The following is a 20,683-nucleotide window of genomic DNA, read 5'->3' as shown; positions in this document are numbered from 1 at the left end:
ACAGGAGGCTCAATCTGCCCACTGAAACTGCCGGTAATCAAACCCCTGCTCCAGCGTTGGTTTGATTACATCAAAATAGGGCGATGCATCAAAATCCCGAGGCGCGAACAGGGAGTGATGCCGAATCCGGAAGTATTCGCGTTGCTGGGCTTGCCAATCTGCGTCATCGTCTGATTTGGCCAGGCGTTCAGGCAGTATCGGATAGCGGATCGACTGGAAGCCCTGGGCAATAAATGTCGAACAGATGGCCCGGGTAGGGTCGCCACTGCCCAATGCCAGCATGGAACGACGGTAACGGGTTGGTACCGGTGGTGTGGGGCAAAGGTAGCGTGCCAGGTCCCAGACGTTTTTCAGGTCGTACTGGTGCCCGATCCGGCTTTTCGAGTAGTCGATCAGCTTGCTGATATCCTGGTCACTGAGCCCGACAGGCCGGCAGATTCGGGTGTGAAAGTTCCGGTAAAAAGACAGCGGAAGGCATCGAATACCTTCCTCAAGATCCGCCTCGACCAGATCATGTTCCTCTCCGTCCTCATCAATACCCAGGTTCCCCTCGGGGCCGAGATACAGCGCCGCATGGGACCAGGTTGACTGAGTTAGATACTTGATAGCCGTGCTGATTCTGGTATTTCCCTCCACCAGGAGCACGTCCCCGGGTTTAATCGACGCCTGTATAGCTGCCCAGGTGGAAGTTCGGACTGAGTGGCATTTGATCTGTTTGGAAAGATAGGCAGCCAGTCGCCTCGACAGCCAGTTCAGCAGCATGGTTCACCCCGATTGCAAGTCTGCTTTTGTTGATAACAGAGACGGGCAACCGGGAAGAATGTTACAGCCTTTCCCTGATGGATCAGGCGGTGGCGGGAACCGGTTGGCGGGAGAGTGTCAGGGTATCGTAATCCCGCAAAAGGAACAGGGCAGCGCAGGCAGCAAGCATTGGCCAGGCTCCAAAGACAGGGGTGGCCACAGGAAGTTCCAGAAACATCAGTGGTGCTCTGTAACAAAGGACAGAGGGAGGTGTCTTGACGTTGTAACTCGTTTGAAACAGCAAGTCAGGAGTCTGCTATGTCCAAAGAAGTTGTTCTCGCCCGTCCCCATCCTTTCATTCGTAAGCCGATGACCGAACTGCTTACCAAGCTCGGCTTTACGCCTGTCACCGGCAGCAGCTCCCCGAAGCCTGCAGGTGTGATTGTTTCCAGCAGTGTCACCTCGGAGGCAGGCAGTTTCGCGGATGTTCTCCAAATGGTTAAGCAAACCTGGGCAGGCGTGCCACTGGTGGTGGCTACACTGTTAAAGCCGGATATGGCCATCAAGTCTCTGGGTAAAGAACTCGAGGCGGTCTTTCCCGGGAAGAAAATCGGCTTTCCATCAGAAGGCCAGAAAGCTGATATTCTCATCGTTCGTCCTGATGATCTAAAGACTCCTGAAGCTGAAAGAGTCATTCGGGGATTCTTCAGATAACAACATCCTGATCCTGAGGTTTTGATGTCATTCTTTCATATTCTGCGGAACCCGGCCCGCCGCTGCAGGGATGCCTGCGAACTAGCGGTAAGCCACGGCACGCCCCGGCGTGCTGCGAAGCTGGCGGTGGTGGTGGGTACACTTCTGGTGCTGATCAATCAATGGGAAGCGGTCACGGATGTCGAATCCATGGACTGGATGAAAGTTTTGCTGACGTACTGCGTGCCCTACCTGGTATCAACCTACACTAGCGTGACCAAGGACCTGACGCTGCTTCGGGAGGCCGAAGCAGCTGAGCAGGCGGTTCATGAAGAGGCCCGAAAAATCCAGATGCAATCGGATTCGGTGTAACAAACCGGCTGGTGCAGTGTCTCCCTCGTAGCAGCAAGCAGGGTCCTGTCTCCTGCCTGGGAGGTGAGCATGAAGATGCCAATCGCAAGGGCGTTTGCAGTAACCGCCGCAGTGGCCGTTTTATTGAGTTGGAACAGTACGTTGTTGGCCGGTGAAGTTATTGAAAAAAGCATGGGCACACCGGATTCCCGTGTCGTTCTCTTCTCGCAGCCATTCTGTCCGGGTTGTGAGGCGGCCAAGTATTATTTCCACGACAACCAGATCTCCTACCTGGAATTCGATATAACCGCATCCCGGGCTGCACGGGATACGTTTGAGCGACTCGGCGGCAGAGGGACACCGTTTTTCCTGATTGGTGGCGAGCGGTTGCATGGGTTTTCCGTACCGAGAATCGAGCAGCGACTCAGAGAGCTGGGCATCCCCGGGAGGAGTCATGAATAGATTCAACAATCTCGTGATTCTGGCAATGGCATCGCTGCTATTCGCCCAGCCGGCTTTCAGTCAAACAAAGAATGGGTTCGAGCTTGGCAATGCGCTTGTGCCGGTGGAGGAGATTCTCCGCGGAGGACCGCCCCGGGACGGCATTCCATCGATTAATGAACCGCTGTTCCAGGACCCTGAAGACGCATCCCTCTGGCGGTCCGATGACCTGATGCTGACCTATGACAAAGGAGAGGTCAGTTTTGCCTATCCTATTGGAATCCTGAACTGGCACGAGATCGTGAATCATGATCTTGGCGGCACGCCGTTGCTGATCACCTTCTGCCCGCTGTGCGGCACGGGCATGGCCTTTGATCCAAGGGTAGACGGGCGGACTCTTACGTTCGGAGTCTCGGGTCTGCTGTATAACAGTGATCTGCTCATGTACGACCATCAGACCGAATCCCTGTGGTCGCAGATTGAAGGGCGGGCGGTTTCGGGTCCTCTCGCTGGAACGGAGCTGAAGCCCGTCGCCATCCGCCATGAACTCTGGCACCGCTGGCGGGAGCGCGTTGAAGGAAGCGGAAAAGTGCTTTCGGCCGATACCGGCCATCGCCGCAATTATCGAATGTCGCCCTATGGCGATTACGACCACTCCGAGCGGCTCTATTTTCCGGTCACCCATACCAGCCGGAAATACCACCCGAAAACCTGGGTGTTGGGCTGGACATACAACGGGGAGGCCCGGGCCTGGCCGTTTCCGGAAGTCGCCGATCAGTCCGAGCCGATCTATGATGAGATTGGGGGTATGGATGTGATCTTGACTTATAACCCAGAGGTACCCTCTGCCGAGCTCAGAACAACAGATGGAACCTTGATTCCGGCAACGCGAGCGTTTTGGTTCGCTTGGTATACGTTCTACCCTGAAACAACCATCTTTGAAGGACGCTAGTAGCCTGTCGGACTTAGGCGCTCGGAAATCTCATCAACCAATGTGACAAGATTATCCGACTGACAGAAGGGTGCCTTCATCGCGGGATGGAACACGCGGTCCTGTCGGCTTATCCAGCCGGTCACCATGCCCGCGTTCTGTGCTCCTAAGGTATCCCAGGCGTGGGCGGCAATCATGGCGCAGTGTTCAGGTGTGCTGCCGATATGCTGAACGGCGTTCTGGTAAGCCGTTTTTGCCGGTTTCCATTGCCCGAAGGCATCGATTGAAACCACGTGATCAACCAGGAGTTCCAGGCCATTCCGGGCGATAAGTGCTTGTGTGTTGCGTTCCGAACCGTTGGTGAAGAACAACACCTGCACTCCTTTGTCTTTCGCCAGGGTCAGTGCTTCTTTGACATCCGGATGGGCATCCAACTGACCGAACATCGGCAATATGCGATCGACAATGGGGTCAGCTGCAGCTTCTCGGTTAACAACCCCGTAGTTGGCCAGCAAGACCTGTAATGTTCCCCGGGCCAAGTCGACGAAAGGGACATAGGTTCCGGTTGCTGATGTGGCGAAGGCATCTCTCAGCAACTGTGCGAAGAAAAGATCTTTTGCGTGTTCGGGAAGGCCTTCGGCCATAAAGGCCTTGGCCAGCGCTTCCAGCGAGAAAATGGTTTCGATAACGTCGAAGACGAGGACGGGTTTCTGATTGATCATTGCAGATCCTGTTCAGTCTGAATCATTACCTTTGGTTTTACGGGTGTTCAGCGCTTCGGCGACCCGTTCATCAATCCTGCGTATAAACTCGTCATCGGCCTTGCCGGAAGAGTGAGCCCTCATTAGTTCACTGCTCGCGCGAAGGTTACCGATAAATGTCCGGCAGTCCTTGCACATCATCAGGTGCATTTTCACAGACAGATTCTGCCGACCGCTGAGTTCGCCATCGATGTAGTCACCGGCGATTTCGGCCAGGTCCCTGCACATTAACATTCGCCTGTCTCCTGGAAGGTCTCTACCATGAGAAAGATCTTTTGCCTCGCACGGTGTAAAAGTACACGGAGGTTAGAGGCACTGACATCCAGAATGTTACAGACATCGTCCGATTTGTGCTGGTGGGCTTCATAGAGAATCAGGGCGGAACGCTGGGTTTCGGGCAGCGCAGAGAGGTGTTTATCCAGGCAATTGCTGAGGGCGCCGTTTTCCATCAGTGTGTCTGCGGAATCATGGAATTGCAGCTTGGGGGGCAGATCCCAGCGTCCTGTGGAATTGAAACGGTTGGCCAGTTCCGGCTCCAGGGTCTCGGAGAAGTCCATGGCCACCTCCCGGTTAGCCGTTCGAAGCCGGTTTTTGCAGCGATTGGCCACAATACGGTGTAGCCAGGTTTTCAGGCCGGACCGCCCTTCGAACTTCTGGATTGCATCAATCACCGTCACCCAGCAGTCCTGGACGATTTCTTCTGCGCTTGAATGGTCGAGATAAAACCGGGCTACCGCCAGCATGCCGGGTGAATAGTCTCGCACAGCCCGATGGTATGCCGTGGCGTCGCCCCGCTTCAGGTCTTCAATCATTGATGTCTCAGATTCCGGGCGTACCGCTGTATCCATGGGTTTCCGTCCCTCGTCGAAATAAGCCTGGCTGTTTGTCTTTCTATAAGTGTTTCGGAACCTGCAAAAGTTCCGGCATTCTGTAGCGACTGCTCAAAAATAATAGTTCAGAAGCGCTGTAACATCCAGCGTGTGATCGTGTCTTTGCTATAACAGCGTATGGTCTATACACCAAAGACAGGCATGGATATGAATCGCAGCAAGTTATTACTTCTTCTGGTCATCGCCGCTCTCGTAGGGATCTTCCTGGGTTTCGACGGGCATAAACTGCTTACCCTGGAAAATCTGCAGTCCCATCAGAGTGCAATCGAACAGTGGATTGACCGCAACCTGGTGTTAGCAGTAACGGGCTATGCATTGATCTATGTGGCGGTAACAGCCCTGTCCCTGCCCGGTGCTACGATCATGACCCTGGCGGGCGGCGCTTTCTTCGGAAATCTTTATGGCTTGGCTGCCGTCTCCATTGCCTCAACCATCGGTGCCTCCCTGGCCTTCCTGGTGGCCCGGTTTCTGATGCGGGACACGCTGCGCAAGCGCTACGGGGAAACTGTGTCGAAAATGGACCGGGGCATTGAAAAAGACGGGGCGTTCTACCTCGCAACTCTGCGCCTGGTGCCGGTGTTCCCGTTCTTCCTGATTAACCTGGCCATGGGCCTCACGGCCATGAAGCTGCGTACCTATGCACTGGTGAGCTGGATCGCCATGTTGCCCGGTACCTTTGTATATGTGAATGCGGGCACCCAACTGGGGCAGATCCAATCTACCGATGACATATTCTCGGCTAACCTGGTGCTGTCTTTCGCACTACTGGCGACGTTCCCGCTGATTGCCAAGTTTGTAGTGGGCTTAATTCGCCGTCGCAAGGTGTATGCCGGCTGGCAGAAGCCTGAGCATTTTGACTACAACCTGCTGGTCATCGGCGGCGGTTCCGCCGGGCTGGTGTCGGCCTATATCGCCGCTGCCGTGAAATCCAAGGTGGCGCTGATTGAGAAGCACAAGATGGGTGGCGATTGCCTGAATACCGGCTGCGTGCCCTCCAAAGCCTTGATCCGCAGCGCCAGGGCGGCGGATACCCTGCGTCATGCCAACCGCTACGGGCTGGAGTCGGTGCCGGTGAAAGGCTCATTCAAAAACATCATGACCCGGGTCAGGGATATCATCGCGAAAGTGGAGCCCCACGATTCCCCGGAGCGATACCGCAAACTGGGTGTGGACTGCATTGCCGGCGAAGCCAGCTTCGTTTCGCCCTGGGAGCTTGAAGTGCAGCACAACGATGGTCGTACCGAACATCTGACCGCCCGTAGCATTATTATTGCCACCGGGGGTAAACCGGCGGTGCCGCCGATCCCCGGACTTCAGGATATGCAGCCGCTCACATCGGATAATCTGTGGGATCTTCAGGAACAACCGGAACGTTTGCTGGTGCTGGGTGGTGGTCCTATTGGCTCCGAGCTGGCCCATGCGTTTGCCCGGCTGGGCAGTCAGGTCACCCAGGTAGAAAAAGGGGAGCGGCTGCTTGCCAAAGAGGATCCCGATGTCTCGGCATTGGTGCTCCAGCAGTTTGAAGCCGACGGAATCGATGTCCGGTTGAAACATTCTGCGGTGGAATTCCGTACAGAGGATGGAGAGAAGGTTGCCTACTGCGAGCATGAGGGTGATCAGGTGCGCATTCCTTTCGACCAGGTGCTGGTTGCGGTTGGCCGTGCCGCCAATACCGCTGGCCTGAACCTGAAGCAGATCGGCGTAGACACCTTGCCCAATGGCACCGTGCCGGTGGACGAGGACATGAGCCTGCGTTATCCGAACGTGTTCGCCTGCGGCGATGTGGCGGGGCCCTACCAGTTCACCCACGCTGCGGCCCATCAGGCCTGGTACGCGGCCGTCAACGGTCTGTTCGGGCAGTTCAAGCGCTTCAAGGTGGATTATCGGGTAATGCCCTGGGTCACCTTTACCTCGCCGGAAGTGGCCAGAGTTGGGGTGAGTGAGGCTGAGGCAAAGGAAAAGGGCGTGGCCTACGAGGTTACTCGTTATGGCCTGGATGACCTGGACCGGGCCATTGCCGAAAGCGAGGACCATGGCTTTATCAAGGTGCTGACACCGCCGGGCAAAGACAAGATTCTTGGCGCTGTGGTGGTGGGCACGCACGCCGGGGAAATCCTGGCCGAGTTCACCCTGGCGATGAAACACGGTCTGGGCCTGAACAAGATCCTGGGCACCATTCACCCCTACCCGACCTGGAACGAGTCGGCCAAGTACGCGGCCGGTGAATGGAAGCGCTCTCATGCCCCTGAAGGCATTCTGAAGCTGCTGGAGAAGCTCCATGGCTGGCGCCGTGGGAAAAAGACGAATACACCAAGGAGCCACTATGCCCCTGACCAAAACCCGACCGGCCCGCGCTAAACGCATTCCGGCCGTGGAAGTTCTGGAACCCCGGGCCCGTGATAGCTGGACCCACACCCGCAACGGTGATCCCCGGGGATACATCGATGCCGACAGGCTAAAAGAGCTGTGGATACACACCGGTACCGCCTGCAACCTGGCCTGCCCGTTTTGCCTGGAGGGTTCCCATCCCGGTGATGGCCGCATCCCGGGCATGAAGCTCATTGACGTGAAACCGTTTATCCACGAAGCCATTGACATGGGCGTGGAGCAGTTTTCCTTCACCGGTGGTGAGCCCTTCGTGATCCGGGATTTCGTCAATATCCTGGACTACGCGAGCCAGTACCGCCCCTGCTTTGTGCTCACCAACGCCACTGAGCCGCTGCACAAGCGCCAGCACCAGGTGCTGCCCTTATTGGATAACCCCTATCCGATCCACTTCCGGGTAAGCCTGGATTTTCCCGACCGCGCCCGGCACGACAAGGACCGCGGCGAGGGCAGCTTTGATGAGGCCTTGCAGGGCATCCGTTGGCTGATCGAACAGGGTTTCAAGGTATCCATTGCCCGCCAGACCGATCCGAAGGAAATTCCTGCAGATGTCGAAGCCGCGTTCCGTGGGATCTTCCGGGAATGGGGTATTCCGGAGAACCTCGCGTTCACCGCGTTTCCGGACCTGGGCACGCCTGGTTCGGAAGATGGCAGCCCGGAGATTACCGAGACCTGCATGGAGAAGTATCCGACGAAGGAATCCCGGTCGCACTTTATGTGCACCTATACGCGGATGCTGGTGAAGAAGGGCGAACAGGTGCGGGTGTATGCCTGCACCCTGGTGGACGATGATCCGCAGTATGACCTCGGAGGCACGCTGGCGGAGAGTATGGACGAGCGGATCATGTTGCGGCATCACCGGTGTTTCTCGTGCTACCGCTTTGGGGCGAGTTGTTCGGCGCCTGCGTAGATTCGTTAAACAGTAAACCAGGAACAAGACAATGAATTTTACCGAAGCATCCCTGTTCTGGGGATTCCTGTTGGTCTACGGCGTGGTTATGTTTGCGCTGTCGCCCAAGAGCAAGAACGCAAACTCTTTTTATAAGGGCGCCGATGATCAGGGCAACCCGGTGGGTCAGTGGTCGCTGACGGCGAGTATTTTTATCAGCTGGATTTTTGCCAAGTCGGTGACTAATGCGGCGAATCTGGGAGCGGCTTATGGTGTGGTGGGCGGTCTGGCTTATGCCAGTTACTGGCTGTCCATCCCGGTGGCAGGCTATGTGATTTACCTGATCCGGACCCAGACCGGGGCCCGGAGTCTGCAGGATTTTCTGACGTCGCGTTTCGGGCGGCTGGCCAGTCTGGCGTTTGCCGCGGCGGTTCTTATCCGGCTCTATAACGAGGTCTGGAGTAACACCGCGGTGGTGGGCGGTTACTTCGGGTTGCCCGGTGAGTGGGAGTATTACGCGGCGGCGATGCTGTTTACGGTGTTTACCCTGGCTTACAGTCTGAAGGGTGGGCTGCGGTCGTCGATCTTCACCGATGTGATTCAGGCCTTCGTGTTTGTGTTCTTTGTGGGGGCGGTATTGTTCCTGATCATCCCTGCCAACGACACCAGCGCCCTGTTGACTAATGGCGAGTTCCGGCTCAATGCTGGTTTCGACTTGCTGTTGGTGGCTCTGTTGCAACTGTTCAGTTATCCATTCCACGATCCGGTGCTGACTGACCGGGGCTTTGTGAACAAGGAAAAGACCATGCTCAAGAGCTTTGTGGTCGCCGGATTGTTGGGCTTTGTGGCGGTGTTTATTTTCAGTCTGGTGGGCGTTCACGCCCGGCTTAACGGCATTGAGGCCATGGGTAACGCGCCCGCAGCAGTGGGCCAGTCCCTGGGGCTTGCGGCGTTGTTCTTCATGAGCGTGGTGATGATGACCTCGGCCGGTTCCACTCTCGATTCCACCTTTACCTCGCTGGCCAAGTCCCTTGCGGTGGATCTGCCTCGCCTGGCGCGGCGTGCGTCGGACAAGCTGCCGAGCATGAGAGTGGGGGCCGTGGTGATGGTGATTTTTGCCTTCCTGGGTAACCTGCCCATGTTCGCCGGCACTGATATCCTCAAGGCCACGACTATCTCAGGAACCATGGTCATGGGACTGGCGCCGGTCTTCCTGTTTTACGGCTTTACCCAGTGGTCGCCCTGGAGCTTCCATCTCAGTTTCTGGACCGGGCTCGGTCTTGGTGTTCTGTTGGCGGTGGGCCTGATCCCATCAAGCTGGGCGATTGGCGACGGCGCCTATGCGATGTTGCTGGGAGTGAATGCTTACGGTTTCCTGATCTGTACGGCGTGTTTCTTCCTGCCCTTGCTGTTAAAGCGTTTGGCTGGAAAGTCGGTGGCCGCCGAAGGCGCCTGACCAAAACGGAGGGGCCAGATCATGTCTGATACAGAGGGGCGCAGCTGCCCGTTGGCCTATCGCTACAAGCCAGAGTCTCTTTGCAGAGAGCCCGCGCATGTTTCTGAGGATGTGCTGTACATCGTTGGTGGTCTTTACGGCAACGCCTTCGCCCTTGATGAAATAGAGGCCATGGTGCGAGCAGAGGAAAGCCATGGCCACCGGGTGAAGCTGGTCTTCAATGGTGATTTCAACTGGTTCAACGCCGATGACGCCCTGTTCCGGGAGATCAATAGCCGGGTTCTGGATCACACGGCGATTCTCGGCAACGTGGATTACGAGCTCTCGATCCCCAATGCCGGAGCGGGCTGTGGCTGCGCGTACCCGGAGTACGTGGATCAGGGCGTGGTGGAACGGTCCAATCAGATCATGGAACGCCTGCAGGTGGTGGCGGACCGACATCCCGATATTCAAAAGAAACTCTCGTTATTGCCACGATACCGTTGCCTGATATTTGGAGGCCTAAAGATTTTGATCTTGCATGGTGATCCGGAGTCTCTGGCTGGGTGGGGATTGGCTCACGAATCTATTACCTCGGGTAGCGAGGAGAAGCTGGCGTACTGGTTTCGCGCCACCGGTGCCGACCTAATTGCTTGCACCCACACGTGCCTGCCTGTGGTCTGGTCCAGTAAAGTGGATGAAAAACAACGGATCGTGGCCAATAACGGCGCGGCCGGGATGGGTAATTTGCGCGCAGACTCCCGGGGGCTGGTTACCCGCATTGGCTTTGCAAGCCCTTTTATGGAGCCGTTGGCGGCAATTGCGGGATCCGGCCTGCATATTTCGCTGATACCGGTGGCTTACGATATCGGGGTCTGGCTGGCGCAGTTTGACCGGCTTTGGCCCGAAGGGTCGCCTGCCGCTGTGTCCTATCGAAAACGTCTGACTGACGGCACCCATCTTACGCCGGAGGACATCATTTTTCCGTCTTCTCGGTAACCAATCTGTCACTGGCAAATGCTTCAATCCGGTCTATTCTGAAATAACCGGGCTCGGGCCGTGTTTGATGGCTGACCGGGGTCGACTTGAAATATATTTTGTGGTCTATATAATTCAACACTAACTTTTGGCAGCGAATTGATCACGTTATGACATCAGAAGGATCGAATACCACCGCCATCACCCTGCGCAAACCCACGAAGGATGATGGCTACAGGCTTCACCAGCTGGTTGCGGAATGCCCACCGCTGGACCCCAACTCGATTTACTGCAACCTGTTGCAGTGCAGCCACTTTGCCGAGACCGGCGTGGCCGCGGAGAAGGAAGGCGATCTGGTCGGCTTTATCTCCGGATACATCCCTCCCCAACAGCCCGAGACCGTGTTTGTCTGGCAGGTGGCGGTTCACGAGAAAGGTCGTGGACAGGGCCTCGCCAAGCGGATGCTGAAGGAAATCGTTGGCCGGGACGCGTGCAGCAATGTCACGCACCTGGAAACCACGATTACCGAAGACAACGAGGCCTCCTGGGCGCTGTTCCGCTCTTTCGCCCGTGACCTGGGAGCCGAGCTCACCTACCACGAGCATTTCGAGAAAGAGACCCACTTTGGCGGCAAGCACGATTCTGAGTTCCTGCTGCGCATCGGGCCTTTCACGAACCCTGTCTGAGAGCCTGTGTTCACGCCTTCTGGCGTGAACCACTGACGAGATTGTAGTAGCCGGCAGGCCACCCGGGGTGGGCCTGCCATACGGCTTAAAGCAACGCTCGGCGGGTCTGTTGCGACCGACACGTTTTACCGACAGGCTCCCGCGCATTTACCTCGAACCTGACATGCTAAGAGGCAAGACAATGGAAATTTTCAAGTCTACTGAATCTGAAGTTCGCGTTTATTCCCGTGCTTTTCCGGTGATTTTCAACCGCGCCAAGAACGCGCATCTGTACACCGAAGATGGCAAGGAATACCTGGACTTTCTGGCCGGTGCCGGTTCCCTGAACTACGGCCACAATAACGACATCCTGAAGAAAGCGCTGCTTGAGTACATTGAAGCGGACGGTGTGAGCCAGGGCCTGGACCTGTTCACCACCGCCAAGCACGACTTCATGGAATCGTACAAAAAGCACATCCTCGATCCCCGCGGTCTGGACTACAAGATGCAGTTTACCGGTCCCACCGGTACCAACTGTGTGGAAGCGGCCATGAAGCTGGCCCGTAAGGTGAAAGGCCGTACCAACATCATTTCCTTCACCAACGGTTTTCACGGTGTCACTACCGGTGCGGTAGCAGCCACTGGTAACGAGCATCACCGTGGTGGCGTAGGTATTCCTCTGGGGCATGTCGACTTCATGTTCTACGACGGCTACCTGGGCGAAGACGTTGATACCCTGGCTATCATGGACAAGGTGCTGTCAGACAGCTCTTCCGGCGTTGAGCTGCCGGCTGCCGTCATTGTTGAAGCCGTGCAGGGCGAAGGTGGTCTGAACGCCGCCCGTGCCGAGTGGCTCAAAGGTCTGTCCGAGCTGTGCCAGAAGCACGATATTCTGCTGATTGTGGATGATATCCAGGCGGGCAACGGCCGTACCGGCGAGTTCTTCAGCTTTGAGTTCGCCGGCATCAAGCCGGACATTGTGACCGTGTCCAAGTCCCTGAGCGGCTATGGTCTGCCGATGGCACTGGTGCTGTTCAAGCCGGAACTGGACGTGTGGGAATCCGGTGAGCACAACGGTACCTTCCGTGGTAACAACATGGCGTTTGTCACTGCCCGTGCCGCCATTGAAACCTACTGGAAGGACGACACCTTTGCCAACGAAGTGAAGGCCAAGACCAAGGTGCTGGGTGATGCCCTGCAGGCCATCTGCGACAAGTATCCGGGTGAGTTCAAGATGAAAGGCCGGGGCCTGATGCGCGGCATCGAGGCCAAGCATGCAGATCTGACCGGGCCGATCACCAAGCGTGCTTTCGAGCACGGTCTGATCATCGAGACCAGTGGCCCGAACGATGAGGTGATCAAGTGCCTGATGCCGCTGACCACCAGCGAAGATGATCTGCGCCTGGGTGTGAAAATCCTGGCCGAGAGTGTCGATGAGATCATGCAGGAAGGTGTTAGCGAGGCGTCGTAAGACGCCCGCCATCCCACACTTACATTCCGCAGGATAGCAAAGGCAACGACATGACAACGGCACAACATACCGTCGAGAAAATCGGCGGTACTTCCATGAGTAACTATGAGGCCGTGCGCGACAATATCATTATTGGCAAGCGCAAGAAGAGCGACCTCTACCAGCGGATTTTTGTGGTCTCTGCCTACGGCGGCGTGACCAATGAACTGCTGGAGCACAAGAAAACCGGCGAGCCGGGGGTCTATGCCCTGTTTGCCGATGCCGAATCCGACTGGGCCTGGGGCGACGACCTTACCAAGCTGATTCAACTGCTGACGGACATCAACGGTGAGCTGTTTGCCGATCCGATGCTCAAGCAGCAGGCGGACCAGTTCATTACTGATCGCATTGAAGGTGTCCGGGGTTGCCTGATCGACCTGCAGCGCCTGTGTTCCTATGGCCAGTTCCAGCTTGAAGAGCATCTGCTTACCGTGCGGGAGATGCTGGCGGGGATTGGCGAGGCCCACAGTGCTTTCAATACCGCCCTGAAGCTGCAGCAGGAAGGTATTAACGCCCGCTTTGTCGATCTCACCGGCTGGCGCGACAGTGAATTGCTGCCGCTGGATGAAAAGCTCAAGCAGGCCTTCGATGCCATCGACCTGAGCCGGGAACTGCCAATCGTGACCGGTTATGCCCAGTGCAAGGAAGGTCTGATGCGTACCTTCGACCGGGGCTACAGTGAGATGACGTTCAGCCGCACGGCGGTGATCACCAACGCCCGGGAAGCGATCATCCATAAGGAATACCATTTGAGCTCTGCCGATCCGAACATTGTTGGCGAAGACAAGGTGGTTCCGTTAGGGCGTACCAACTACGACGTCGCCGACCAGTTGGCCAACCTGGGGATGGAAGCGATTCACCCCCGTGCGGGTAAAGGTCTGCGCCAGAACGAGATTCCGCTGCGGGTGATGAACACCTTCGAGCCGGAGCACACTGGTACGCTGATCACTGGCGACTACGTCAGTGAAAAACCCCAGGTGGAGATCGTGGCAGGTGCCAAAGGCGTATTTGCCATTGAGGTGTTCGACCAGGACATGCAGGGCGAGCCGGGTTCCGACCGCCGTATCCTGGATGTACTGAGCCGTTTTAAAGTGCGGTTCATGTCCAAGGACACCAATGCCAATACCATTACCCACTACGTGGATACCACGCTCAAGCACGTGAAGCGGGTGGTCAAGGCACTGGAGGAAGAGTTCCCCAATGCCGAAATCAGTACCCGCAAAGTGGCCCTGGTGTCTGCCATTGGCAGTGATATGAAGGTGCCGGGCATTCTTGCCCGTTCGGTAAAATCACTGGCTGATAATGACATCAGCGTGCTGGCGATCCACCAGTGCATGCGCCAGGTGGATATCCAGTTCGTGGTTGATGAAGACAAATACGACCAGGCGATTGTGGCCCTGCACGGGGCGCTGATTGAACCCCATAACCACGAATATGCCATCGTGGCGGCATCAACCACCGCCGGCTAGGAATTACCCACAGGCGGAACCGGTCGCTTCGTCTGTGGGTAATGGAGGAGTCTTGCCTCCAGATCGGGCGCCCGGTCGGCCGTCTCACAACCTGTGAGGTTTCATGGCCGGGCGTGACCGATCCCTTCCTCTCACTGTCATATCTGCCTTTCCGTATTTCGGTTTCCCGCTGTTTGCAGGGGAATCCATGCCTGCCTGATCTGCGTATTCCCTGTAAATATCAAACCGGTACCGAGCCATGCAGATACAGAGCCGGCCGGGACCGCTTCCGACGCTGCCCAACGATGGTGAAAGGGATTCCCTGGTCGGGTTGTATTTCAGGGATGCGTCCCGGCATGACCTCCTTAGCGAAACCGATGAACGGCGTCTGGCCAGAAAGCTGATCCGGTCGCTAAAGGTGATTCATACCGAACTGGCATTACCCGAGGATACACCACAAACCCTGCGGGATGTGGTGGGTAGCCTGGGCGATGCCTGCGCCTTTTCGGCCCGCTGTCGCCGGGCCTATCACCTTGCCATGGCCTGCCGTCACCGCCTGATCCAGAGCAACCTGAGACTGGCGGTGCACATTGCCCGGCGCTACGGCCACCATGGTATTCCCATGTCGGATCTGATTCAGGATGCCAATGTTGGTCTGATCAAGGCTGTGGAGCGCTACGACCCGGGCAAGGGCTTCCGGTTCTCCACCTATGCCTACTGGTGGATCAGTGAAGAAGTGCGCCGCTGCCTGCAGCGGGGTGTGCGTGTGGTGCATACGCCGGAGAATGTGGTGGAGGAGATCCGCCAGTTGCAGAAGGTGTCCATGCGCTTGCATCACTCCCTTGGCCGGGAGCCTACCCAGTCCGAGCTGGCTCGGGAAATGGAGGCCACACCCTCCAGGATTGGCGAACTGAGAGCCCTGGCGTCCAGGGAAGTGTCGACCGATGTTCCGCTGGTTGAAGACGGATCGGTGACCCTGGCCGACAGTCTCGATGCGGGTGCCGATACCCGCCCGGATCAGCCGTTTCGGGCGCGGGACCGGATGATTCGGCTGGAGCGCATGATGGGGGAACTGTCGGACCGGGAGCGGGATATCCTGACCCGGCGTTACGGGCTTGGCTTGATTGAACCCGAGACTCTGCAAACCATCTCGGAGCAGATGGGCCTGAGCCGGGAGCGTGTGCGACAGATCGAGAAAGGGGCCCTGAGAAAACTGCAGGCGCTGTTTGGAACAGATCCTGACGGTGCCTGAATCAGGCACCGTGCAGCAGGAAAAACCAGGCAGCGACCGTTAGCTGGCAGGCCAGTACCACGGTGGTCAGCACCAATCGCATCTTCAGATACCAGGCCGGCCAGTAGGTACGCATCCAGCGGGCGTCCACCAGATACAGCAACAGGAACGCGACGATGTAGAGCGGGATTTTCTGTGGCGTCTGCAGTAATAGCCCGATACCGGCGGCAACGAAGAACAACTGGCTCAGCAGCATGGTCACCAGGGGCGATTGCGGGTAGGAGCGGTTTTCCAGCTGCATGGCAATGGTCCAGTAGATTCCGCCCATAAAAGCGAGAATACCGGCGCTGTAAATATAGAACCACGCCAGAATGGCAACGCTGTTGGCTGGCATCAGGAACAGGCCAGCGGTGCCAAGAATGAATGGAATCAGGCCGGCAATGCCGACCAGAACGGCCAGGCGAGCAACTGAGATCACGACTTCTGCCTCTGTACCTGTATCCGCATGGGTTCGATGTCTGCCGGCGCCATACCAACCATTTCGTGGTACGCCGAGGGATGCACCACCTGGGTTTCCCGGATGGTGTAGCCAGAAAGCGTGTCCTGAATCTGCCAGGCACTTCGGAACAGCCGGGTCTGCCCCTTATGATCGGACAGCACCTTCATGCCTTCCGGGCCGTGTAGCCGTGCCATGTATTGCTGCCCCTCCAGGGAGAGGATCTCCAGAAGGTCGATCACCGGTTGTTCCAGGTTTTTGAGTTCGTCGAGGGTAATGCGCACCGTAAAGCTCCCGAAATGGCGTGTCTGGGGAACTTACGACCAACCGGCCCGGTAAGATCATTGTGCCAGTTGTTGGCACTCGGCGTGGGCATGGCAGGTCACCAGATGATCATTGACCATGCCGGTGGCCTGCATGAAGGCGTAGACAATGGTGGGGCCCACAAAATTAAAGCCCGCTTTCTTCAGGGCCTTGGACATGGCTTCAGATTCCGGGGTGGTGACGGGGACCTCGGCCAGTGCCTGCCACCGATTCTGGATCGGCCGGCCGTCGACGAATTGCCAGAGAAACTCCGAGAACGAGATGCCCTGATCCCGCAGAGCCAGGAAGCCTCGGGCATTGCGGATAATGGAATGGACTTTCAGGCGATTCCGGATGATTCCGGGGTCTGCCAGCAGGCGGTCGATATCTTCATCATCAAAGCGGACGATCTGCTCCGGATCAAATCCGGCGTAGGCCTGACGATAGCTTTCCTGCTTGCGAAGGATGGTAATCCAGCTTAGACCGGCTTGCTGTCCGTCCAGGCAGAGTTTCTCGAACAGCGCCTGATCGTCGTATTCGGGGCGCCCCCAGACAGTATCGTGGTAGTGCACGTACAGTGGATCGGTGCCGCACCAGGGGCAACGGCCGGTGGTCTGGGGCATGGTGGCCTCGCTAGGGTCGGGCTCTGATCAGCCGGTGAAACAGTGGCTCCCAGGTAAGGTCGAGGCTGGGAGCCGGCTCCAGATTGTAGTCATCCGGCGGTGGTTCCAGCAAGGTGATCTCCGGCCAGAGACTGGTGTTATCCGGGCTGCCATCGCAGGGATAAACCAGGGTGACCAGAAAGCCCTCGGCATACAGACAACTGGCCTGCCAGTGTCGGTCTGGCTGATCCCCGTACAGCTCGAAATTCTTGCGCACTTCCAGAGTTTGCAGGTTGCCGGCGATGCCCCGTCCGGTCGCTTTGAGCCAGGCCTCTTTCAGAGTCCAGACCTTGAGGAAACTGAAAGGATCGTCCGCCCTTAGCAACCACTCCTGTTCAACGGCGGTGAACCAGCGTGTTGTCACTCTGGCCCAGTCTGCCCGGCGCTGGCTCGGTTCAAGATCAATCCCCAGGGCGCTCCGGCCGGTGGCACAGGCAGTCAGCCCCTGGCTGTGGCTAAGGGACAGGTGCCAACCCTGCGGGCTGGCGGAGGCAACCGGCCGTCCCGGTACCGGGCGACAGCTTTCCGGAGTCTCGCCACTGGCCCGGGCCAGAGCCTGGCGGATCAGCCAGCGGCTGGTCAGGTATTCCTGTCGCCTGGGCCCTTCCAGGCGCGCCAGGGTTTCGCCCTCACCGGCTGTCATCCAGGCCGGAGCCTGGGACAGGTTCCGGTTGATCTGGTGGCATAGCCAGATCGCCGGCCGGTCAGGGTTGCAGTCGTTGGATTGTCCAGCCATCGCCTTCTCTCACGTACTCAAATCGATCGTGAAGCCGGCTCGGCCTTCCCTGCCAGAATTCGATTCGCTCCGGAACCACCCGGTACCCGCCCCAGAAACTGGGGAGCGGAATTTCTCCGGAACTGAATTTTCGTTTCATCTCTGCGACTTTTTGCTCCAGCAGGCCTCGCGAAGTAATCACCTGGCTTTGCTCCGAGACCCAGGCGCCAATCTGGCTGCCCCGGGGTCGGGAGGAAAAGTAGCGCAGGGATTCCGCCTTGCTGACCTTTTCTACCGCACCCTGAATACGCACCTGGCGGTTCAGGCCAATCCACGGAAACAGCAGGGCCGCCCGGGGGTTCTCCTGAAGCTCCTGAGCCTTGCGGCTGCCGTAATTGGTGTAAAACACAAAGCCCTGGTTGTCGAAATACTTCAGCAGCACGGTTCTGAGATCGGGCATGCCATCGGCACCGGTGGTGGCCAGTGACATGGCATTGGGCTCCAGAATGCCCGCCGTTCTGGCATCCTCAAACCAGGCCTGGAACTGCTGCACCGGATCATCGTTCAGGTGTTCCCGGTCCAACCCTTCGCTTTCGAAATCCCGACGCATATCGCCGATATCCATACTGCTCGTCTCCGTTGATCAACACAGGGAGTCATACGTCAGCGGAGCATATCGGGTTCGGTGGCCGCTGTCAGGTTTCGTGTGCGGTCTGGTGAATTCGCTGACAAACACCGTACACGGGCGCTATGCTTGCACCATGGCCGGCCACGGCGCCGTGGGCAGATAGAGGGAGAGTCTTGTGGCAGAGAAAGAGGCAGAGAATAACCAGGTAGCAAGCCACCGAGTAGCGAGTCGCCGGAAGAGCCACCTGGTCAGGAACCTGCTGATCGCACTGGGGGTGCTACTGGGCCTGTATGCCCTGGCCGGCTTCCTGATTCTGCCCTGGTGGCTGGAACGGTCGCTGCCGGAACAGCTGAACCAGCGCATGGGCTGGCAGGCCGAGGTGGAGAATGTTCGGTTCAACCCGTTTGCGTTCAGCCTGGAAGCAGACGCCTTTTCCGCAGAGGATGCGGATGGGGAGCCGGTGACGTCGTTTGATCACCTGCGGGTGAATCTCAGTTTCCTCAGTTTGCTCCGCGGTATCATCGGGTTTGAGGAAATCCGTCTGGTGGAGCCGGACGTTCGCCTGGATTTGCTGCAGGACCATGACATCAATTTTGCCCGGGACTGGCGCAGTGCCAATCCCGAGAAAGAGGACACGACCCGGCCTGAAACCGCTGAGTCGAGTAATCCGCCCAGGTTGTATTTCCAGCAGGTGACCATCGATGGTGGTGAGCTGCTGTTCCGTGACTTCTCCCAGGGTGGCGACCCTGCCGAGTTTCGGGTTGCGCCGCTGGATCTTACCCTGAACGATCTGGCCACCTGGCCCCGGGATGGCAGCGACAGTCAGTATTCCGTGATGGCTGCTCTGGGTGAGCAGGTGATTGAATGGGAGGGGGATCTGAGCGTTACCCCGCTGTACTCCGCAGGCCGGCTCCGGCTTTCAGGGCTTCGTCACGATACCCTCGCCCACTTCCTGGCTCCCTATCTGCCGTGGCAGCTGCGCGCTGGCACCGTGACCCTGGAATCCCGCTATGAACTGGCCGGTGGCGATCGCTTTGAACTGATCACCTCCGATGGCAACCTCACTATCCAGCAACTGGCGCTGGCGCTCTCGCCTTCCGATGACCAGCCCGCCCTTGCTACAGAGACGATTGCCATTCAGGGCATTGGCTTCGACCTGACGGCCCGCGAGGCCACCGTTGGTATGGTGTCGATCCAGCAACCGTCGCTGGCTGCGTCCCGGAATGCCGAGGGCGAGGTGGATTGGCAGGCGTCTCTGGCAACCGCTGGAACCGATCAATCCGAAGCTTCGGAGCCGGCATCTGGTTCGGGCGAGCCATTCCGCTGGTCGGTTCAAGGCGTCGAGCTTTCCGGTGGCCAGGTGCGCTGGTGGGATCAGGTGCCGGAAAAGGACGCCGACATTGCCGTGAATAATCTGGCCATTACCATGGGTGGCCTCTCCCACCGCCTGGATGAACCGGTTTCCTACGATGTCTCCGCGGAACTCGGCGCCGGTGGCCGGATTACCGCCATTGGCCAGATGACTCCGGCGCCGTTTACCTTTGAGGGCGCGTTGTCCGGCAGCGAAATCCTGTTGCCCGTTATCCAACCCTATGTTGCCGATGCCGCAAACCTGGAGCTGGTGGACGGGCGCCTGGGTTTCGATGGCAATCTGGATCTGGATGGCCAGGATGACCCCCTGACCGGCACCTTCAGCGGCACGGCTGAAATTGCCGGGTTGGCCACGCGGCTACCGGGCAATGGCGGGGAGCTGGTGTCCTGGGAGTTGCTGCGCCTGGCCCCGGTGGAGTTCAACCTTAATCCCGCCCGGCTGGAAATCGGCACCGTGACCCTGAACAGCCCGGCGGTTAATGTCATCCGGGCCGCCGACGGACTGCACAATCTGCAGCAGATTATTCAGGATGGCGGGGCCTCCGAGGCAGAAACCAGCCCAACCGAGTCGTCGGAAGCCTCCGAGCCGGGCTTTATTTTCCGCATTGGTGAACTGGTGGTGGAACAAGGTTCCATGGCCTATACCGACCGCACGCTGGAGCCGGCCTTCAGCACCGCGTTCCGGGAACTGACCGGGTCGGTAACCGGCATCAGCAATGTTCCTCCGCAACAGGGCCGGGTGGCGATAAGCGGCCAGCTGGCGGGTGTGGCACCGGTGCGGTTTGACGGTACTTTGGGTGCTCTGGGTACCGAAGAGCCCAGTAACCTGAAACTCACCATGAGAGACATGGCGTTGCCATTACTATCGCCCTATTTTGGCCGCTATCTGGGTTATTCAGTCGACAGCGGCAAGCTGGAAATGGCACTGGACTACCAGATAACCGGTACCCGGCTTGAGGCATCCAACGAAGTGATCCTGGATCGAATGCAACTGGGCTCTGCGGTGGCCAGCGAACAGGCCATTAACGCTCCGGTCAAACTGGGTCTGGCTCTGCTCACGGATCGTGACGGCGTGATCGAAGTTAATCTGCCCATTCAGGGGGACATGTCAGATCCGGAATTCAGCGTTGGCCAGATTCCTGAATCAGTGACTCCGCTC

At 57.8% G+C, this 20,683-nt stretch carries 23 protein-coding genes; 13 read left to right on the top strand and 10 right to left on the bottom strand.

The window, feature by feature from the left end:
- Window positions 1-9 precede the first annotated feature (9 nt).
- Window positions 10-762, bottom strand: a complete 753-nt coding sequence (locus Q669_RS11275) for a YiiX/YebB-like N1pC/P60 family cysteine hydrolase (protein ID WP_022992308.1) — start codon at window positions 760-762, stop codon at window positions 10-12.
- 82 nt (window positions 763-844) lie between these two features.
- The gene (locus Q669_RS20020) at window positions 845-979 is read right to left on the bottom strand and encodes a hypothetical protein (RefSeq protein WP_022992307.1); all 135 of its coding nucleotides are present in this window, start codon (window positions 977-979) and stop codon (window positions 845-847) included.
- A gap of 80 nt (window positions 980-1,059) precedes the next feature.
- On the opposite strand from Q669_RS20020, the gene Q669_RS11270 reads away from it, so the two are divergent.
- From Q669_RS11270 to Q669_RS11255, 4 genes are all read left to right on the top strand, one after another.
- Window positions 1,060-1,455 carry a hypothetical protein gene (locus tag Q669_RS11270; RefSeq protein ID WP_022992306.1) on the top strand — a complete coding sequence of 132 codons (396 nt, stop codon included), beginning with the start codon at window positions 1,060-1,062 and terminating at the stop codon, window positions 1,453-1,455.
- Between the two features lie 24 nt (window positions 1,456-1,479).
- Window positions 1,480-1,806, top strand: coding sequence for a nitrate/nitrite transporter NrtS (nrtS, locus tag Q669_RS11265; protein WP_022992305.1), 327 nt, complete (start codon window positions 1,480-1,482; stop codon window positions 1,804-1,806).
- Window positions 1,807-1,875: 69 nt separating this feature from the next.
- Complete coding sequence (locus Q669_RS19100) at window positions 1,876-2,247, top strand: glutaredoxin family protein (RefSeq protein WP_022992304.1); 372 nt, start codon at window positions 1,876-1,878, stop codon at window positions 2,245-2,247.
- Window positions 2,240-3,178 carry a DUF3179 domain-containing protein gene (locus Q669_RS11255; RefSeq protein WP_022992303.1) on the top strand — a complete coding sequence of 313 codons (939 nt, stop codon included), beginning with the start codon at window positions 2,240-2,242 and terminating at the stop codon, window positions 3,176-3,178. Before Q669_RS19100 ends, Q669_RS11255 begins: the two co-directional genes overlap by 8 nt.
- Here Q669_RS11255 and Q669_RS11250 read toward each other — a convergent pair.
- The 3 genes from Q669_RS11250 to Q669_RS11240 are packed head-to-tail and all read right to left on the bottom strand — an operon-like array spanning window position 3,175 to window position 4,766.
- Window positions 3,175-3,879, bottom strand: coding sequence for a haloacid dehalogenase type II (locus Q669_RS11250; protein WP_022992302.1), 705 nt, complete (start codon window positions 3,877-3,879; stop codon window positions 3,175-3,177). The genes Q669_RS11255 and Q669_RS11250 overlap by 4 nt on opposite strands.
- 12 nt (window positions 3,880-3,891) lie before the next feature.
- Window positions 3,892-4,152: a zf-HC2 domain-containing protein gene (locus Q669_RS11245; protein WP_036149570.1), complete on the bottom strand. Its 261-nt coding sequence runs from the start codon at window positions 4,150-4,152 to the stop codon at window positions 3,892-3,894.
- The gene (locus Q669_RS11240) at window positions 4,146-4,766 is read right to left on the bottom strand and encodes an RNA polymerase sigma factor (RefSeq protein WP_036149568.1); all 621 of its coding nucleotides are present in this window, start codon (window positions 4,764-4,766) and stop codon (window positions 4,146-4,148) included. Before Q669_RS11240 ends, Q669_RS11245 begins: the two co-directional genes overlap by 7 nt.
- Before the next feature lie 189 nt (window positions 4,767-4,955).
- Between Q669_RS11240 and Q669_RS11235 the strand changes: the two genes are divergently transcribed.
- From Q669_RS11235 to Q669_RS11200, 8 genes are all read left to right on the top strand, one after another.
- Complete coding sequence (locus tag Q669_RS11235; RefSeq protein ID WP_022992299.1) at window positions 4,956-7,166, top strand: FAD-dependent oxidoreductase; 2,211 nt, start codon at window positions 4,956-4,958, stop codon at window positions 7,164-7,166.
- Window positions 7,132-8,103, top strand: a complete 972-nt coding sequence (locus Q669_RS11230; RefSeq protein ID WP_022992298.1) for a radical SAM protein — start codon at window positions 7,132-7,134, stop codon at window positions 8,101-8,103. The genes Q669_RS11235 and Q669_RS11230 overlap by 35 nt, the downstream gene beginning before the upstream one ends.
- Window positions 8,104-8,134: 31 nt before the next feature.
- The gene (locus Q669_RS11225; RefSeq protein ID WP_022992297.1) at window positions 8,135-9,538 is read left to right on the top strand and encodes a sodium:solute symporter family transporter; all 1,404 of its coding nucleotides are present in this window, start codon (window positions 8,135-8,137) and stop codon (window positions 9,536-9,538) included.
- A 21-nt stretch (window positions 9,539-9,559) separates the two neighbouring features.
- The gene (locus Q669_RS11220) at window positions 9,560-10,516 is read left to right on the top strand and encodes a metallophosphoesterase family protein (RefSeq protein WP_022992296.1); all 957 of its coding nucleotides are present in this window, start codon (window positions 9,560-9,562) and stop codon (window positions 10,514-10,516) included.
- Between the two features lie 149 nt (window positions 10,517-10,665).
- Window positions 10,666-11,181 (top strand): diaminobutyrate acetyltransferase, encoded by a 516-nt coding sequence (gene ectA / locus Q669_RS11215; protein ID WP_011783727.1) that lies wholly within the window; start codon window positions 10,666-10,668, stop codon window positions 11,179-11,181.
- 181 nt (window positions 11,182-11,362) lie between these two features.
- Window positions 11,363-12,631, top strand: a complete 1,269-nt coding sequence (gene ectB / locus Q669_RS11210; protein WP_014420132.1) for a diaminobutyrate--2-oxoglutarate transaminase — start codon at window positions 11,363-11,365, stop codon at window positions 12,629-12,631.
- A gap of 50 nt (window positions 12,632-12,681) precedes the next feature.
- Complete coding sequence (locus Q669_RS11205; RefSeq protein ID WP_011783729.1) at window positions 12,682-14,139, top strand: aspartate kinase; 1,458 nt, start codon at window positions 12,682-12,684, stop codon at window positions 14,137-14,139.
- A gap of 238 nt (window positions 14,140-14,377) precedes the next feature.
- The gene (locus tag Q669_RS11200; protein ID WP_022992295.1) at window positions 14,378-15,370 is read left to right on the top strand and encodes an RNA polymerase sigma factor RpoD/SigA; all 993 of its coding nucleotides are present in this window, start codon (window positions 14,378-14,380) and stop codon (window positions 15,368-15,370) included.
- 1 nt (window position 15,371) lies between these two features.
- Here the strand turns inward: Q669_RS11200 and Q669_RS11195 are convergent, their stop codons facing one another.
- The 5 genes from Q669_RS11195 to pdxH are packed head-to-tail and all read right to left on the bottom strand — an operon-like array spanning window position 15,372 to window position 18,150.
- Window positions 15,372-15,827, bottom strand: coding sequence for a DUF3429 domain-containing protein (locus Q669_RS11195; protein WP_022992294.1), 456 nt, complete (start codon window positions 15,825-15,827; stop codon window positions 15,372-15,374).
- Window positions 15,824-16,129 (bottom strand): DUF6482 family protein, encoded by a 306-nt coding sequence (locus Q669_RS11190; RefSeq protein WP_022992293.1) that lies wholly within the window; start codon window positions 16,127-16,129, stop codon window positions 15,824-15,826. The genes Q669_RS11195 and Q669_RS11190 overlap by 4 nt, the downstream gene beginning before the upstream one ends.
- A gap of 57 nt (window positions 16,130-16,186) precedes the next feature.
- Window positions 16,187-16,771 carry a DNA-3-methyladenine glycosylase I gene (locus Q669_RS11185; RefSeq protein WP_022992292.1) on the bottom strand — a complete coding sequence of 195 codons (585 nt, stop codon included), beginning with the start codon at window positions 16,769-16,771 and terminating at the stop codon, window positions 16,187-16,189.
- Window positions 16,772-16,781: 10 nt separating this feature from the next.
- Window positions 16,782-17,546: a 4'-phosphopantetheinyl transferase family protein gene (locus Q669_RS11180; protein ID WP_022992291.1), complete on the bottom strand. Its 765-nt coding sequence runs from the start codon at window positions 17,544-17,546 to the stop codon at window positions 16,782-16,784.
- Window positions 17,515-18,150 carry a pyridoxamine 5'-phosphate oxidase gene (gene pdxH / locus Q669_RS11175; RefSeq protein ID WP_022992290.1) on the bottom strand — a complete coding sequence of 212 codons (636 nt, stop codon included), beginning with the start codon at window positions 18,148-18,150 and terminating at the stop codon, window positions 17,515-17,517. Before pdxH ends, Q669_RS11180 begins: the two co-directional genes overlap by 32 nt.
- Before the next feature lie 178 nt (window positions 18,151-18,328).
- Here pdxH and Q669_RS11170 point away from each other — a divergent pair.
- Window positions 18,329-20,683, top strand: a 2,355-nt coding sequence (locus tag Q669_RS11170; RefSeq protein WP_022992289.1) for a DUF748 domain-containing protein, incomplete at its 3' end; no start/stop codon positions are given.

It is taken from the genome of Marinobacter sp. C1S70, from assembly GCF_000475355.1.
Classification (GTDB): Bacteria; Pseudomonadota; Gammaproteobacteria; order Pseudomonadales; family Oleiphilaceae; genus Marinobacter; species Marinobacter nauticus.
Note: the sequence above shows the minus strand (reverse complement) of the source record. Positions and strands in the feature narration are given on the sequence as shown.